13 protein-coding genes are annotated in these 13,813 nt (G+C 70.9%); 7 read left to right on the top strand and 6 right to left on the bottom strand.

The features are described from left to right. Window positions 1-272: 272 nt before the first annotated feature. Window positions 273-1,244 carry an MHYT domain-containing protein gene (locus ACZ4TO_RS01015; protein ID WP_382784355.1) on the bottom strand — a complete coding sequence of 324 codons (972 nt, stop codon included), beginning with the start codon at window positions 1,242-1,244 and terminating at the stop codon, window positions 273-275. 263 nt (window positions 1,245-1,507) lie between these two features. On the opposite strand from ACZ4TO_RS01015, the gene msrA reads away from it, so the two are divergent. Continuing rightward, a complete protein-coding gene (gene msrA, locus ACZ4TO_RS01010; protein ID WP_382784358.1) occupies window positions 1,508-2,020 on the top strand; it encodes a peptide-methionine (S)-S-oxide reductase MsrA in 513 nt (170 codons plus the stop codon). Window positions 2,021-2,171: 151 nt separating this feature from the next. Here msrA and ACZ4TO_RS01005 read toward each other — a convergent pair whose 3' ends face one another. Further along, window positions 2,172-3,605: an MFS transporter gene (locus tag ACZ4TO_RS01005; RefSeq protein ID WP_468023019.1), complete on the bottom strand. Its 1,434-nt coding sequence runs from the start codon at window positions 3,603-3,605 to the stop codon at window positions 2,172-2,174. A 180-nt stretch (window positions 3,606-3,785) separates the two neighbouring features. On the opposite strand from ACZ4TO_RS01005, the gene ACZ4TO_RS01000 reads away from it, so the two are divergent. Then, the gene (locus ACZ4TO_RS01000) at window positions 3,786-4,778 is read left to right on the top strand and encodes an Lrp/AsnC family transcriptional regulator (protein WP_382784365.1); all 993 of its coding nucleotides are present in this window, start codon (window positions 3,786-3,788) and stop codon (window positions 4,776-4,778) included. A 19-nt stretch (window positions 4,779-4,797) separates the two neighbouring features. Here the strand turns inward: ACZ4TO_RS01000 and ACZ4TO_RS00995 are convergent, their stop codons facing one another. Next, window positions 4,798-5,163, bottom strand: coding sequence for a nuclear transport factor 2 family protein (locus ACZ4TO_RS00995; RefSeq protein ID WP_382784368.1), 366 nt, complete (start codon window positions 5,161-5,163; stop codon window positions 4,798-4,800). A gap of 255 nt (window positions 5,164-5,418) precedes the next feature. Between ACZ4TO_RS00995 and ACZ4TO_RS00990 the strand changes: the two genes are divergently transcribed. The 4 genes from ACZ4TO_RS00990 to ACZ4TO_RS00975 all read left to right on the top strand — a co-directional run bounded on the left by ACZ4TO_RS00990 (window position 5,419) and on the right by ACZ4TO_RS00975 (window position 10,607). Further along, the gene (locus ACZ4TO_RS00990) at window positions 5,419-5,730 is read left to right on the top strand and encodes a WhiB family transcriptional regulator (RefSeq protein ID WP_468023018.1); all 312 of its coding nucleotides are present in this window, start codon (window positions 5,419-5,421) and stop codon (window positions 5,728-5,730) included. Window positions 5,731-5,819: 89 nt separating this feature from the next. Continuing rightward, window positions 5,820-6,179, top strand: coding sequence for an HflX-like GTP-binding protein (locus ACZ4TO_RS00985; RefSeq protein ID WP_468023017.1), 360 nt, complete (start codon window positions 5,820-5,822; stop codon window positions 6,177-6,179). Window positions 6,180-6,953: 774 nt separating this feature from the next. Then, window positions 6,954-8,504, top strand: a complete 1,551-nt coding sequence (locus ACZ4TO_RS00980) for a peptidoglycan-binding protein (protein ID WP_468023016.1) — start codon at window positions 6,954-6,956, stop codon at window positions 8,502-8,504. Window positions 8,505-8,687: 183 nt separating this feature from the next. After that, window positions 8,688-10,607: a glycoside hydrolase family 5 protein gene (locus ACZ4TO_RS00975; protein ID WP_468023015.1), complete on the top strand. Its 1,920-nt coding sequence runs from the start codon at window positions 8,688-8,690 to the stop codon at window positions 10,605-10,607. A gap of 111 nt (window positions 10,608-10,718) precedes the next feature. On the opposite strand, the gene ACZ4TO_RS00970 is transcribed toward ACZ4TO_RS00975, so the two are convergent. Then, entirely contained in the window at window positions 10,719-11,354 is a 636-nt protein-coding gene (locus ACZ4TO_RS00970; RefSeq protein WP_468023014.1) for a MerR family transcriptional regulator, read from the bottom strand. Between the two features lie 79 nt (window positions 11,355-11,433). Here ACZ4TO_RS00970 and ACZ4TO_RS00965 point away from each other — a divergent pair, with 79 nt between their 5' ends. Further along, window positions 11,434-11,931, top strand: coding sequence for a DUF4188 domain-containing protein (locus ACZ4TO_RS00965; protein WP_382784384.1), 498 nt, complete (start codon window positions 11,434-11,436; stop codon window positions 11,929-11,931). A 23-nt stretch (window positions 11,932-11,954) separates the two neighbouring features. On the opposite strand, the gene ACZ4TO_RS00960 is transcribed toward ACZ4TO_RS00965, so the two are convergent. Both ACZ4TO_RS00960 and ACZ4TO_RS00955 read right to left on the bottom strand, forming a co-directional pair. Then, complete coding sequence (locus ACZ4TO_RS00960; RefSeq protein WP_468023013.1) at window positions 11,955-12,686, bottom strand: hypothetical protein; 732 nt, start codon at window positions 12,684-12,686, stop codon at window positions 11,955-11,957. 333 nt (window positions 12,687-13,019) lie between these two features. Then, window positions 13,020-13,688, bottom strand: a complete 669-nt coding sequence (locus ACZ4TO_RS00955) for an alpha/beta fold hydrolase (RefSeq protein ID WP_451075171.1) — start codon at window positions 13,686-13,688, stop codon at window positions 13,020-13,022. Window positions 13,689-13,813: the final 125 nt, after the last annotated feature.

The following is a 13,813-nucleotide window of genomic DNA, read 5'->3' as shown; positions in this document are numbered from 1 at the left end:
CGGGCCGGAAAAACCAACCCGCCGGAAGCGAAGACCCAGCCCGTCCGCCGGAAGCGAAGACCAAGCCCGTCCGCCGGAAACGATGACCAAGCCCGTCCGCCGGATACGAAGCCGAGAACCGAGACCGAGACCGAGGCTGCGGGCGAAGCCGGGCACCGCCAGCCGACCGGACACGGAGCCGGACACCGGACACGGACACGGACACGGAGACGGCCCGGCACGAGCGCGATGTGGGTCGCGTCGGCCGGGCCGTCGACGGGGCAGGGGAGGAGTTACTCCGCCTCGTACCGGGCACCGTAGGGATCACCGGCGCCCGTCTCGCGGTACTGGGCTCGCTCGTCGGCGCCGGGCCGCTGAGGCGCCGCCGACGGCCAGTGGTCGGCCTGCGGGACGCTGTGGACCACCGGTGCCGGAGAGTCCTGGATGCCCGCCACCCGCACCGGCATGACGTTTCCGCGTGCGACGACCTTGGAGCGCTCCTTGACCCGCTTGTCCCGGCCGGAGTCGCCGAGGATCAGGACCGGGTCGAACATGACGACGGCCGCGGCGAGGATGAGGAAGATGATCGGGCCGAGCAGCATCGGCAGCAGGAGCGAGGAGCCCTCCTGGCCGGTGATGGTCGGGGCCGTGTCGATGCTGTTGTGGAGATGGACGCTCAGGGCGGCCATGCCCGTGTAGTGCATGCCGGTGACGGCGAGACCCATGACGAGGCTGGCGCCGAGCGTGCGGATGAAGCCCTGCACGGAGACGGCGGCCCACAGCGCGGCGGTCGCCGCCACGAGGGCGATGATCACGGACAGGCTCACGGTGAACGCGTTGTAGCGCAGCTCTCCGTTGAGCTGCATCGCGAACATGCCCAGGTAGTGCATGGTCGCGACGCCGAGGCCGGTGATGGCGCCGCCCACGGTGAGGGCCGCTCGCGTGGCACCGCGGTGCCCCACGATGAAGACGCCCGCGGAGACCACCACGATCGCCACGGCGAGACTGAGCACGGTGAGAGGGACGTCGTAGGTGATGGGTGTCTCCGCCACGGAGAAGCCCGTCATCGCGATGAAGTGCATCGTCCAGATGCCGCAGCCCAGGGCGCTGGCCCCCAGGGCGAGCCAGCCGAGCCGCCACCCGGGTTCGTGGTGCACCGTGCGCACCACGCAACGCAGCCCCAGCGCCGAGCCCACACAGGCCATGACGTAGGCGGCCACCGGTGTGACCAGCCCGTAGCTGAAGCCGTCGATCGTGCCGTTCATCCGCTCCCTATCTCTTTACCGCTGACATACGAAGGACATTGAGCCCGTTTCCTGGTAGCGATAGCAAATCCTCGAGGGGAAGTTGATTGAAACTTGCGCGATCGTTATCGATCTCGTAGGGGCGCGGGAATTTCGACCGGCCCTTTCGGCCTTGTGCAGTGCGGTGCCGCGTCCTCGCGAGGGCGGGGCGGACGGACCGCCGACGGCGCGCGGGAGCGCGCCTGTGCGAGTCTGACGAGGACTAGGAAGAAGGGGTGCGTGCGATGAGCCGGAACGAGGAGAAGGCGCTGCTGGCCGGTGGCTGCTTCTGGGGCATGCAGGATCTGATCAGGACGTTCCCGGGTGTTCTGGACACGCGGGTGGGATACAGCGGCGGCGACGTGGCCAATGCGACGTATCGCAACCACGGCACGCATGCCGAGGCGATCGAGATCACCTTCGATCCCACGAAGACCGACTACCGGACGATCCTGGAGTACTTCTTCCAGATCCACGACCCGTCGACGAAGAACCGCCAGGGCAACGACATCGGCCTCAGCTACCGGTCCGCCATCTTCTACGTCGACGACGAGCAGAAGCGGATCGCCGAGGAGACCATCGCGGACGTCGACGCCTCCGGACTGTGGCCCGGCAAGGTCGTGACCGAGGTCGCGCCCGCCGGTCCGTTCTGGCAGGCGGAGCCGGAGCACCAGGACTACCTGCAGCGCTACCCCGACGGTTACACCTGCCACTTCGTCCGCCCGAACTGGCGGCTGCCGAGGCGCGCGGAAGCCTGAGCGGGGAACTGAAGGCCCGCGGCCCTACGGGGTCGCGGGCCTTCAGCGCGCACGGCCTCGGCTCGGGGCCTCCGGGCCTCCGTGTTTCCGTGCTTCCGGGCCTCCGCGTCTCCGGGCCCCAGGTCGGCGGCGGGTCGGCGGCGGCCGGTCGTCAGGGGGCCGCGCGGCGCGTGGTCATGAATGCGGTCGCCACCGCTGTGGCGGCCAGGACCACCGACGTGGCCCCCAGCGCGTGCTGCGCCGCGGTGCGGGCGTCGCCGGCCGCGTCCAGGTAGATGCCGCCGACGACCGCGACACCGAGAGTGCCGCCGAGCTGCTGGACGGCGTTGAGCAGACCGGCCGCAGACCCTGTCTCCTGCGGGCCGACACCGCTCAGTGCCGAGCTGAAGAACGGCGGGGTGAACAGGCCCGTCCCCAGTCCGGCCACGGCCAGCGCGGCGGGCAGCAGGGCCGGATACGAGTCGGGGGCCGCACCGCGATACGCGAGGACGGCGGCCGCCAGACCGACCGCGAGGACGGCCAGCCCGGTGTGCATGACGCGCGTGCCGTACCGCGTGACCAGATGCGTACCGGCGGCCCAGGACCCGGCCGCGAGTCCAGCGGACCACGGCAGCAGGGTGAGCCCCGCCCTGAGCGGGCCGTCGTGGAGGCCGAGTTCGAGGTGCAGCACGACGGTGATCATGACGCCGTTCATGACCGCGAAGAACAGGGTCGACGTGGCCAGGGCTGCGGGGAACGCGCGGCCCCGCAGCAGGGCCGGTTCGATCAGCGGCGCCCGGCCGCGGCGCCCGGCGCGGCGCTGGTGGACGACGAACACGCCCAGAACCACGACCCCCACGGCGGCGACGGCCCACCCGGTGGGTCCGGTGCTCCCGGCCGCCAAGGGGCAGACGACGAGCGCGGTGCCGGCCATGGCGAGGACCGTGCCCGCCGGGTCGAGGCGGGGCCGCGTCGGCGCACGGTCCTCGGCCAGGAACACCGAGGCGGCCAGGACCGCGGCGGCGAGCGGCACATTGACGAGGAAGACCGCGCGCCAAGAGGAGCCGAACAGATCGGCGTGGGTCAGGACGCCGCCGAGAACCGGCCCGAGGACCGCGGACAGACCCATGACCGGGCCGATCATGCCGAGCGCCCGGGTCAGTTCACCGCCCTCGTACAGGGCGCGGATCAGCCCGAAGGTCTGCGGGACGATCGCGGCCGCCGCCGCACCCTGCACGGCACGCAGCGCGATCAGGATCCCGGCGCCCGGTGCGAGGGCGCAGGCCAGGGACGTGGCCGCGAACACGACGACGCCGACGCGGAAGACGCGCCTGCGGCCCGCGATGTCGCCGAGCCGCGCGCCGGTCAGCAGACCGAGGGCGAACGCGAGGGTGTAGGCGGCGCTGAACCACGGGATCGTCGCCCGCGCACCGCCGAGGTCGGTGTGGATGACGGGGCCCGCGACCTGGACGATCGTCGCGTCGAGGAGGTTCATCGCCTCCGCGGTGAGCACCGCCGCCAGGGCGAGCCCGCGATGGCCCGGGTCGGGAGGGGCGACGGTGTCGGTCCGGCCGTGAGCGGCGGTGCGGATGGTGATGCGGGACATGGGTCTCCCCCCGGTGCCGTGCGGGTGTGTCGGGTCGGTGGTGGCCGGGCCCTGTGCGGAGCGGTCGCCGCCGCCCGGCCCGCGACCCGGGAACCACCGTGCCGCCCGGTCTCCCACCGCTTCCATCTCGTCGGACGTCTTCGGTGATTTCTTCCACGAGGGTCGGCTAATTTGGCGGACATGGTCGTACTGGACGAGCTGGACCGGGGTCTGATCCACGCCCTGCACGTGGACGCGCGGGCGCCGTTCACCCTCGTCGCCGAAGTCCTAGGCACCTCCACACAGACGGTGGTCCGCCGCTATCGGCGGCTGTACGCGCGGGCGGGACTGCGCGTCGTCGCTCTGCCCACACCGCGAAGCTCCGGCACGCACCAGTGGTTCGTACGTCTGACCGCGGCGACCCGCACCGCGCACGACATCGCGGTGGCGCTCGCCCGGCGCCCCGACACCTCCTGGGTGCGCCTGACTTCCGGAGGAACGGAGATCGTCGCGATCATCCACACCGCGCCCGCCGGTCCCGACGCGCACACGCTGCTGCTGCGGGACATCCCCCGCACCGCCGGGATCACCGCGGTGTCGGCGCACTACCTCCTGCACACCTACCTGGGCGGCCCGACGGCGTGGCGCGGCCGGATCAACGCCCTGGACGCCGACCAGGAGGCCCGGCTGCGCGCGCAGTCGCCCCGCCCGCAGGCGTCGGGCGGGCCGGACGCCCCCGACGCGGCCCGTCTCCTCACGGACGCGGACCGCCTGCTGCTGTCCGCGCTGCGCGAGGACGCGCGCCTCAGCTACGCGGACCTGGCCGCTGCCACCGGCACCTCGGCGTCCACCGCGGCCCGCCGGCTGGCCGAACTGCGGGCGCGCGACGCGCTGTTCTTCGACCTCGACATCGATCCCGCGGTGCTGGGCGTGACGGCGTCCGCGCTCCTGTGGATGCAGGTGGCGCCCGCGCATCTGGACACGGTGGCGACGGCGCTGGCGGGCCACGACGAACTCGCGGTCGTCGCGGCGACGACCGGCCCGACGAACCTCTTCGCCCACGCGCTGTGCCGCGACGCGGAGGCCCTGCACCACTACCTGACGCGGCGGGTGGCCTGGGACGCCGTCACGCGGATCGAGACGGCCCCCGTACTGCGTACGTACAAGGCGGCCACGACCCTCCGCCCGGGCTGACCCCGAACCGCCCGGCCGCTCAGACGTATTCGTTCCGCTTGAGCTCGATCACCCACGCCCGGCGTTCGCAGATCTTCCCGTCGCGCATGCGGAAGACCTCGGCCATCGACATGCGCATCGGCTCTCCCGTCTCACGCGCCACCGTTCCGGTGAGTTCGGCCATGATCACGTCGTCCTCCTCGACCATGCGGACGACCTCCAGCCGGGGAGGCGGGACGAAGCCGGGGCCCTCGATCGCGGCGTCGTACGCCTCCTTGCCGGTCAGATGGAAACCGCCGAAAACCGTCCACTCGATGTCATCGGTGAGGCAACTGAGAATCTGGGCGTGATCGTTCTTCCGGAAGCCGTCCAAATAGGTCTCGACGGTCTGTTTGTTCCGCGACATGGCTCCTGCTTTCCATCGGAAGGTTGGCTGAAAGACGGCCGCGCCGTGTAGCGATGGCGCTGATCGGGACCGTGAACCGTCGAGGCACCTCCATAGCGCCGCCGCGCGCGGGAGGCAAGCCGGACTCACTCGAAGGTGTGGTGCTGTACGGCAGATAGAGTGGCGGTCCTCGAAAGGCGTAGTGTCATATGCCGGTTGCCCGGGGCAGGTGGGCAACTCGCAGGCGGGGGCCAGGGGAGAGGACGGCATCACGAGATGACGAGCACCGACTGGAGCGACCGAGGATTGTGCCGTACGGCCGATCCTGACGATCTGTTCGTCGAAGGCGCGGCGCAGAACCGGGCCAAAATGCTGTGCGTCGGCTGCCCGGTGCTCACGGAATGCCTCGCTTATGCGCTGGACCAGCGCATCGAGCACGGCGTCTGGGGAGGCATGACCGAGCGCGAGCGCCGGGCCCTGCTGCGCCGTCGGCCCACGGTGACCTCCTGGCTGAATCTCCTGGAAACGGCCCGAGTGGAGCACGAACGCTCGCAGGACACCGCTGTCGTCGCGCCCAGGGCGAGCTGACCTCCCGGCCCGTGCGTCGGTTCCGCGGGCGCGACCGCCGCCCGGCTCGTCGCGGGCGGGCGGGGCCCGCGGGGCGCCCGGTCGGCTCCGTGCGCCTGACGGGCGCCGATGTCGTGCTCGTCGGCTATTTCTCCGCCAAGGAGAAGAACTTCGTCGCGCTCATGGATGCTGCGGCGGAGGAACTGACGGCACGCGGTGCTCGGGTCGTCGGACGGATCACGCAACGGCGTGGTGTCTCGGACGGCGGGGCCCGGAAGATGACCGTGCCCTATTCCTCACGCACGCTGCTGAGTTCCGGAAAGGTCCTCGAGGTGGCCGCTCGCTGCGAAGAGACCGAAGCCGACCTGGTGGTCTTCGCCACGGCTCTGACACACCGACAGCAACACGTACTGGCAGAGATATTCGATCGACCCACAGTAAGTCTCGCCGGGATCACCGCCGACGGCTGAGCCGGAATTGCGTGTGCCCCGCAATTCACCGTTCGTGTGCCAGGTGGCGGCGGACGGTGAGCGAACTCGCCCTGCGGGGAACGACCGTGCTCTTGTCGCCCTCGGCGCGTCGGGCTTCCTCCGGAAGGGCGTCAGACCGGGGCTGCCTGTCTTGCCCGGGGCTGCCGGTCTCCGTCGTGGCCGACGCCATGACCTCGCGGTGTTCTCGCCGCCGCGCCCCGAATGGGAAGCATCGAAGCGCCCATCGGCTTGGGACGCCCGACCGGACCAAACGAGGCCGGAGGCGACGCAATGAGACAGGCAGCCGAAAAGGACTGAATATGCAAAGGCTGTCATGTGTGCGTTTTTATCGGCCGCCGGTATCGATTAAATCGAGCCAGTTGTGTGGTCCGGCATTGTGCGCCGAGGAGTGAACTGTCACCGTCGTGCGCGGAACGACAGCCCGATCATGACTTCCCAGGGTCTCAACTCCACTGCAAAGTAAGGGAGTTGGCCGACAGATGTGTCGACCTGGCGCAAAGGCCAATTTCTCCTCCCTTTATCGGCTTGAAGGCAGAGGCGAGCGTCTGCCGGCGGGCGAAACCTTCCATGAACGACCCACCACGGCAGTGTGCGGATTCGGCCCGGACGATCTCCGACGGCGGTCCGCGGACCCAGCGAAGGAGACGTTTCGCGGTCATGAAGACGAGTCCATTTCGTGTGCACGACGACAAAAGACCCAGCGAGCATCGAGGCGCCACGAGCGCGCTACCGGGTTGGAGAGTCAGAACCGGGGTGTTCGCCGCCACGACGGCGCTCCTCACGGCCGGCACGCTGATCGGTGCCGTGCCCGCGGCGGCGGCACCCACGGCGATCAGGCTGACCTCCTCCTCCTGTCCCGGCGTGATCCAGCAGGGCCAGACGAACGGCTGCGTCACGGAGTTGCAGAACCTGCTCAACGCCCATGGCGCCGGACTGCTCGTGGACGGCGTCTTCGGGGCGAACACCCTCTACGCGGTACGCGAGTACCAGGCCTCCACCGCGATCGCCGTGGACGGACTGGTCGGCCCCCAGACCAAGGCCAAGCTGTACGCGACCGGCGGCTCGGCCCCGTCGCCGATCAACCTCACGTCCTCCTCGTGCCCGGCGAACGTCGTCCAGGGCGACAAGGGCGGCTGCGTCACCGAACTCCAGCGGCTGCTCCGCCACTTCGGCCACTCGATCGACGTGGACGGCGATTTCGGGCCGGCGACATACAGTGCCGTCCGCGGCTTCCAGTCGGCGCACGGCCTGTCGGTCGACGGCCAGGTCGGCCCGAACACCAAGCGCGAGCTGTACGACACCGACGAGTCGGCGTCCACCGCCCTGGACCTGCGATCGGCCTCCTGTCCCTCGAACATCGTGGAGGGGCAGAGTGGCGGGTGTGTCGCCACGCTCCAGGCCCTGCTGAACGGCAAAGGGCGACACCTCGACGTGGACGGCGAGTTCGGGCCGCTGACCGTGGCCGCCGTGAGGTCGTTCCAGTCCTCGGCGGGGCTCTCCGTCGACGGGCAGGTCGGTCCGAACACCAAGGCCGCCCTGTACGCGAACATCAGCACGGGCGGCGGCAGCGGCGCACCGGCCCCGATCAACCTGAACTCCGCCTCGTGCCCGGGCACCATCGTGAAGGGCGGGCGCAGCGGCTGCGTCACCGAACTGCAGAGCCTGCTCAACCACCACGGAGCGGATCTCGCCGTCGACGGCGAGTTCGGGCCGTTGACCGACAGCGCGGTGCGGGACTTCCAGGCGGAGAAGGGTCTGTCCGTCGACGGCCAGGTCGGCCCGAACACCAAGGCCGCTCTGTACGGCGCGGTCACCCCGCCCGCCTCGACCCCGCCCGGCGGCGGGTACGGCAAGATCCTCGCCGTGGCCGCGGCCGAGGTCGGCACCGTCGAGGGCAGCGCCCGGGCGAACAGCTACGGATCGGCCGTGGGCCTGTCGCTGTCCACCCGCAACTACGCCTGGTGCGCGACCTTCGTGAGCTGGGTGGCCAAGCAGACCGGGGCCAGCTCCTACCGCAACACCTATGTCTCGGGCTGGGTCAAGCAGGCCCGGGCCGGCAACTACCACCTCTCCGTGACGACGAACCCGCAGCCGGGCGACATCGTGGCCTTCGACTGGAACGGGGGCGACAACTACACCGGCGGGCAGGAACACATAGGCATCGTGCGAACGGTGAGCGGCGGCTCGGCCTTCACCACGGTGGAGGGCAACACCGGCAATCCCGACGGGGGTTCGGACGGGGTCTACATCAAGACCCGCAGCACGAACAGCGGCTACGACGTGACGTTCATCCGCGTCCGCTGACCGGCCGGCCGGCTCGCGGGCTGACCGGAACCCTCACCATGGCCGGGGCTTCCCGCTAGGCTCCGCCGAGCATGAGCCCGACGCGCCCCACACGCCGGAACATCGGCGACCGGCACCCCTTGGCGGGTGCCGGTGGGGGCCGACCCCTCTCGTTCGTGTACCGACACCCCTCACAGAGGTCCGATGCCTACCCTCAGATTTGGCAAGTACCTGACATTAGCGGCAAGCGCCCTCCTGCTGCTGGCCACCGCTCCGGGGGCGGTCGCCGCCACCACGGATCCGGCGCACAGTGCGCGGGGAACCACCGCCGCCGCGGCGGCCGAGACATGGAAGGCGCCGCTCTCCACCCGCGGACGGTACATCGTGGACGCCGACGGCAACCGTTTCCGGCTGAAGTCGGCCAACTGGGACGGCGCACAAGGCTCCTGGACCGGCAGCGGCAGCAAGGACGACCCGGCCAACCAGCACGCCGGCCAGAACTCCTACGGCATCCCCCTCGGCCTGGACCGCGCGTCGCTGCCCCAACTGCTCGACGACTTCCACCGGCTGGGCATCAACAGCATCCGGCTGCCCTTCTCCAACGAGATGATCCATGCGACGGCCCCCGTGCCGGACGCCGCCGTCACGGCCAACCCGGGGCTGCGCGGCAGAACACCGCTCCAGGTCTACGACGCCGTGGTCGCCGCCCTGACCCAGAGCGGCTTCGCCGTCATCCTCAACAACCACACCAACACCTCGCGTTGGTGCTGCGGCGTCGACGGCAACGAGCGCTGGAACAGCAGTCAGTCCACCCAGCAGTGGGCGGACGACTGGGTCTTCATGGCCCGCCGCTACGCCGGTGACCCGCGCGTGGTGGGCGCCGACCTCTACAACGAGGTGCGCCGCGACGTACTCGACGACCCCAACTGGGGCCTGGGCGACGCACACGACTGGTACGCGGCCGCCCAGCTCGCCGGGGACCGCATCCTCGCGGAGGCCAACCGCAACCTCCTCATCGTCATCGAGGGGATCAACTGGACCGGCATCCCGGTCGACGGCTTCGCGCACGGCCGTCCCACCCTCACCCCCGCGCGCAACCTCTCGCACACCCTCGTCGCCGCCCACAAGCTGGTGTACTCCGCGCACTTCTACGGATACACCGGTCCCAGCCACAGCGGGGCGACCGGCATCGGCGAGACCCACGACGCCCGCTACCAGGACCTCAGCCGTGACCAGCTCTACCAAGTCCTGCACGACCAGGCCTTCTTCGTCTCCTCCGAGGCGAACCAGCACTTCACCGCTCCCGTGTGGATCAGCGAGTTCGGCATCGGCGCCGGCGAGACGGGCGCGGCGGCCCGGACCTGGTTCGGCAACATCACCGACTACTTCGCCGACCACGACGTCGACTTCGCCTACTGGCCGCTCGTCGGCTGGGAGGGTCACGACGACTGGTCCCTGCTGCGCTACGACACCTCCGGCAACCGGTACGGAATCCTCGACCAGTCCGACTGGCGCGGCACCGCGTGGAACCGGCTCACGACCGCCCCGACCCGCACCGGACCGGTGGACGCCGTCCCGAGTTGGCACATGCTCGCCACCGATCACGGCGACTACGTGCAGTCGCTGCGGGTGCGCGCGGGCGGCGACTGGAACTCCGGTGCGTCCAAGGCCGTCTGCCCCGACGGCGAACGGCTGATCGGACTCGGCCACAGCGGTGTCCGCGCGCTGTGCACCGACGTCTCCACCGGTGACCTCCGCTCCCCGGCCGACACCCAGACGGTCGTCACCGACGAGCGCCATGTACCCTCGGGCGGCGACTGGGCCTCGGGGTACACCAAGTTGCAGTGCCCGTCGGGGAACTACCTCATCGGATACAGCCGCCGGGGCGGCCGTACCTCCGCCGCGCTCTGCGTGCCGGCCGCCGGCTCGTTGGCGGGCGCGGGGCGGACGGTGTGGTTCGACCGCTCCGACAACCGGCCCGCGGGCGCGGCCGGAGGCGACTTCGCCAACGGCGACTACAAGGGACAGTGCGCCGATGACGAATACGCCGCCGGAATCGCCTTCACGACCCGGTTCGGAGCCAGTCAGGGCCCGGCCGCACTGCTCTGCCGCAAGCTGAGCTGATCAGGACGCGCCCGTCTCGACGCGCGGCGCACACCCGGGTGAACGGTGCCCGGGTGCGCGCCGCGCCGCGACCGTCGTACGAGGGTTTGGCGTCCCGTGACGGGAGCGGCCTCAGAACCGCCGCTCCGATTCCTCCGCGTGGGCCATGCGCCGCAGGCTCAGCAGCACCGGCTCGTACAGCACCGTGAGCGCGACGGCCGCCTCGATCTGCTCGCTCGGGGTCGGCTGCTCCTCGACCAGGTCCAGGTCGGTGACCGCCAGTTGCGCCGCCAGCCGCCCGTACGGGAGCAACGCCTCGGTGTCGCAGGGGTAGCCGAGCCGGACCAGCGCGGCGACCGAGTCGATGAGCCGCCGGTGAGCGGGGCTGAACAGGTGCCCGCCCGGTTCGCAGGACCAGCCGAGCCGCTCCAGCAGCGCCTCCACCGAGCGGGAGGCCGTGGCCACCGCCGGATCGTCCTCGTCGGGCTTCTCGGCGGTGGGCAGCGCCCGGGTCGCCGCGCCCAGCCGCAGATGGTGGTCCAGCGACTCGTCCTCGGCAGCGGCGATCACCTCGCGCGCGTCGGCCACCGAGACCCCGCCGATCTGGATCAGCGCCCGCACCAGACGCAGCCGCCGCAGGTGGTTCTCCCCGTACTCGGCCTGGGTGGCGGAGACGCGGCGGCCCGGCTGGAGCAGTCCCTCGCGCAGGTAGTACTTGATCGTCGCGGTCGACACTCCGCTGCGCTCGCTCAGTTCCGCCAGCCGCATCCTGTTGCACCTTTCATCGGACAGTGGCACTATCCAAACATGGATCGTGCCACTATCCAATACGGGAACGGGGAGTCTCATGGGTAATGCACCGACATCCGGGCGACGGGTCACGGCGGCGGCCGAGGGCGACGTCGTCGTCTTTCTCATCGGCATGCGGATCAACCGCTGGCTGGCCGTCCGCCACTGGCTGCCGACGCTGACCGCGATGCCGCGCATGCTGAAGGAACTCTCTCGGGACAGCGAGAGTGGGCTGCTGGGCCACCGGTTGCTGAGCGGAGGACCGCGCGTGTTCACCGTCGCGCAGTACTGGGAGTCGCGCGAGAAGCTGCTCGCGTACGCCTCCGATCAGACCCGGGAGCACCGCCCCGCGTGGGCGGCGTTCAACCGAGGGCTGCGGAACAGCAACGGGGCCGTGGGCATCTGGCACGAGACGTACATCGTGCCGGCCGGTTCGTACGAGTCGATCTACGTCGACATGCCGCCGAGCGGTCTGGGCGCGGCCTGGGGAGTCGAGCCCGTCGAACGACGTGGGGAGCGCGCGGCGCAGCGGCTGGCGGGCAAGGCCCCCTCGTAGCGCCGGACCGACGGCCCGAGCCGCTACCGCGCGCGCCGGTCCCGCCCCGGGTGGGTCCAGATCCGCAGCGGGCCGATCGCTTCGAAGCCGTGCCGCAGGGCGGCGGCCAGGTCGTCGCCCTGCTCGTAGCCGACCACGGGCAGGGCGGGGAACAGCGCGTGGACGGCGTTCAGTACGCCCGGCCAGGCCGCTTCGGGGCCGCCGTCGCGGGCGAACACGTTGGACACACCGACCAGGTGGTCGCTCCGGCTCGCCACCGCTCCGGCGGCCACGCGGCCGTCGGCCGCGCGTCCGGCGAGCACGAAGGTGGCCGGGTCGTCGAGCAGTTCGGGGCGGAACAGATCGGCGCCGCCGTTCCCGTCGTCCCAGGCGGACGCCCAGTCGAGCAACGCCCCGGGATCGTCCACCACGTTCCACGCGAGCTCCGTGGGTCCGGTGGGCGGGGTCGCCGGACGGTGGATCCACTGCGCCTCGAACAGGACCCGGAAGCCGGCCGCCGTCAGATCGAGGTCGGCGAAGCTGTCCTTGACGGAGGCACCCGGTGCGGAGGTGTCGATGCGGGCCGCGAGTGCGGCCGGGTCGGCGCCGGGCTCCAGCGTCACCGCGTCCGGGTAGTACGGCGGAGTACGGGCCGGGGCGGCCCACGCCTGCCGCGTGAACGCGCCCTCCACACCGTGTGATCGGCTCATCGCGGCGCACCACTCGGCGTTGTTGCGGGCGGCGGCACGGACCATGGGAGGGTTCGGCGTCTTCATGAGTGCGGATCATGGCACGCCGGCCGTGGCGGCTCCTCGCCCTTTTCCGCCGGCAGCCTCCTCGCCCCGCTGGCCAGGACTCTCTTCGCGGGGTCTGACCGGGCCGCTCTTCGCCCTGTCCCTCCGGGTGGACACGATCGCCCGGAGGGACAGGACTGGAGGGGGTGAGGGCCCGAGACCGGGCAGGGATTCGGGCCCTCACGTGTCGCGCATCCGTCGGGGGCGTTTGCGCGCTGACCACTTCAACGAGCTTCGTGTCCGGGGGATACGTTTTCGCCGCGGGGCCCGGCCGGCCTGGCCCCGGCGGGTCCGAGGACCACGCGGATCGGTCGCTCAGGGCAGCCGCTCGACCAGCCTGTCGACGAGCGGAGACGGGTGGGAGAGCGCCGCCAGGTGTCCGCCGGGAATGGTCTCGGCCTCGATCCCCAGGCGGTCGCGCGCCACCCTGCGCTGGAAGCCGACGGGGAAGAACCGGTCCCCGGTCGCTGACAGCACCCGTGTGGTGGTGTCCGGCCATCGCTCGATGTCACAGGGCTGGCCGAAGGCGATGTCGGCCTCCGGCCGCTCATGGCCCTCACCGGCCGCGACGATCTCGGCCGGGACGTCGTGCAGGAAGTAGGTGTCCAGGTCGAACTCGGTGCCGTAGCCGCCCGCTTCGGCGGCGGCGAGGCGGGCCGGCTCCGAACCGGTGTTGCCCCACCACTGTCCGGGCGTCTCGCCCGGCAGCGGCACCATCGCGTTGACGAGCACCAGCAGCCCGACCGGAACACGGTCGCAGACCATCGGTGCCGTGAAGCCGCCCATGGACTGCGCGACCAGCACGGTGTCGGTGCGATCGCCGATCGCCGCGACCACGGCGTCGGTGTACTCGGGCAGCCCCGCGGACTCGTCGGCGCCGGGCAGGTCGACCGCGACCGCCTCGTGCCCCCTCGCCCGCAGTTCGGACACCACGGGATGCCAGTACCAGGCCGAACCCCCGGCCCCGGGAATCAAGACAAACACCCTCGTCCTCGCCTCCGTCCGTTTTCACCCTCACGATGCAGACCGCCGGGAGCGACGAAAGTCATCGGTCGCGGTGACGACCTGGCAGCCCTCGTGACCGATGGTCCGGCCGGACGGCGCCGCCG

It is taken from the genome of Streptomyces sp. NPDC028298 (assembly GCF_055565895.1).
The sequence above is the reverse complement of the archived record's forward strand: the minus strand, read 5'-3'. Positions and strand labels throughout refer to the sequence as shown.